The organism is Suttonella ornithocola (genome assembly GCF_001889065.1).
Taxonomy (GTDB): domain Bacteria; phylum Pseudomonadota; class Gammaproteobacteria; order Cardiobacteriales; family Cardiobacteriaceae; genus Suttonella_A; species Suttonella_A ornithocola.
The window spans coordinates 1-1,296 of record NZ_LWHB01000220.1; the positions used below are offsets into that span (position 1 = coordinate 1).

Below are 1,296 nucleotides of genomic sequence, written 5' to 3' on the forward strand. Positions count from 1 at the left end.
AAGTTCTYTTAGCCGCACTTTTTGTTCTGTATTCAAGATTAAGCGCAGAATACAGCAAAATTTTGTTTCCCCTTTGTTTCCCCTAAATCGTTTTTTTGTAGGCTTATTGTTTTAAATATTCTTAGATATTTTTAGCTATTTTTAGAAACTTTAAATTTAAGTAATAATTTGATTTTAATATGATAAATTCTTCCGAAGTCTAAAAAAAGCAATAAAAAAAGACGCTTATAAAGCGTCTTTTTAGTATAAATGGCGGAGAGGAAGAGATTCGAACTCTCGATAGGGCTACAAACCCTATACTCCCTTAGCAGGGGAGCGCCTTCAGCCACTCGGCCACCTCTCCTTGAGTTAACATATTATAGATAAAAAAATATCCATCGTAAAGCTAGATGTGTTTTTTTTTATAACAATATAAAATAAATAGCTTTATTTTATATTGGCGATATCACTTATCTCTCCTTGCATCAATTTTTGATAAATTTCTTCGCGATGCACAGCAATATTATCAGGCGCTTTAATTCCGATTCGGACTTGATTTCCCTTTAATGCCAAAACAGTTACTTGAATTTTGTCGTCAATAATTATAGTTTCGCCAATCCGCCTAGTTAATATTAACATTTAATTCTCCTGACGTTTGCGGATATACTAGTAATATAGTCTACACAAGTATCTATTAAATATCTATAAAATTCTTTCATTACAAAATTAATAGTTTTTATCAAATTTGTTTGACATAATTTGAGACCTTTGCAAAAAAACACAAAATAGAGAAATTTCAATTTTTTAAATTTTGAAAACATATTCAAATCATAGTGTTAATTTTTTACTAGTAGCAAAAATTAGTATAAAACGAAATTTTGCAAAGGTCTCAATTTTATAGTAAAAAATTCATCATTCATATGCGTCCCTACTTAATAGATCTTAGAAGAAAAGTCATAGCAAAACTGGCAGAAGACTACTCTGTCCGTCAGGTAGCCAAAAATTTTGGTATTTATTTCACCACTATTCAGAAGTAGAAAATGATAGATTACCTTGAATCCAGTAAAAGAACCTCCTATCCCGCCAAAATAGACTTATAGTGCAATCATCTAAAACCCAACCCAATCCAAAGCAGATAAAAGAATAAAGTATCAATACAATCCATCCGCCATTCTTTGCGGATTTGCTTAATCCAAGCCCACATCTTTTCAATAGGATTTAAGTCTGGACTATAAGGGGGTAACCAAACTATCTCATGCCCATGCTCTTCAATGATTGCTTGAATATCACTGCGTTTATGAAAAGCGGCATTGTCCA

General features: G+C 31.7%; 2 protein-coding genes and 1 tRNA gene. All 3 read right to left on the reverse strand.

Going from position 1 to position 1,296, the window contains the following annotated elements; genetic code table 11:
• Positions 1 to 250 precede the first annotated feature (250 nt).
• A tRNA-Ser gene (locus A5N85_RS13115) sits at positions 251 to 343 on the reverse strand.
• An 83-nt stretch (positions 344 to 426) separates the two neighbouring features.
• On the reverse strand, positions 427 to 618 hold the full coding sequence (csrA, locus tag A5N85_RS13120; RefSeq protein ID WP_072577585.1) for a carbon storage regulator CsrA: 192 nt from the start codon (positions 616 to 618) through the stop codon (positions 427 to 429).
• A 466-nt stretch (positions 619 to 1,084) separates the two neighbouring features.
• Positions 1,085 to 1,296: transposase (locus A5N85_RS17380; protein WP_249023922.1), on the reverse strand; the 212-nt coding region annotated here is incomplete at its 5' end.

Bases quoted from the DNA above. Each gene is read 5' to 3' on its own strand.
- csrA (WP_072577585.1), bottom strand. From the start codon at position 618: ATGTTAATATTAACTAGGCGGATTGGCGAAACTATAATTATTGACGAC.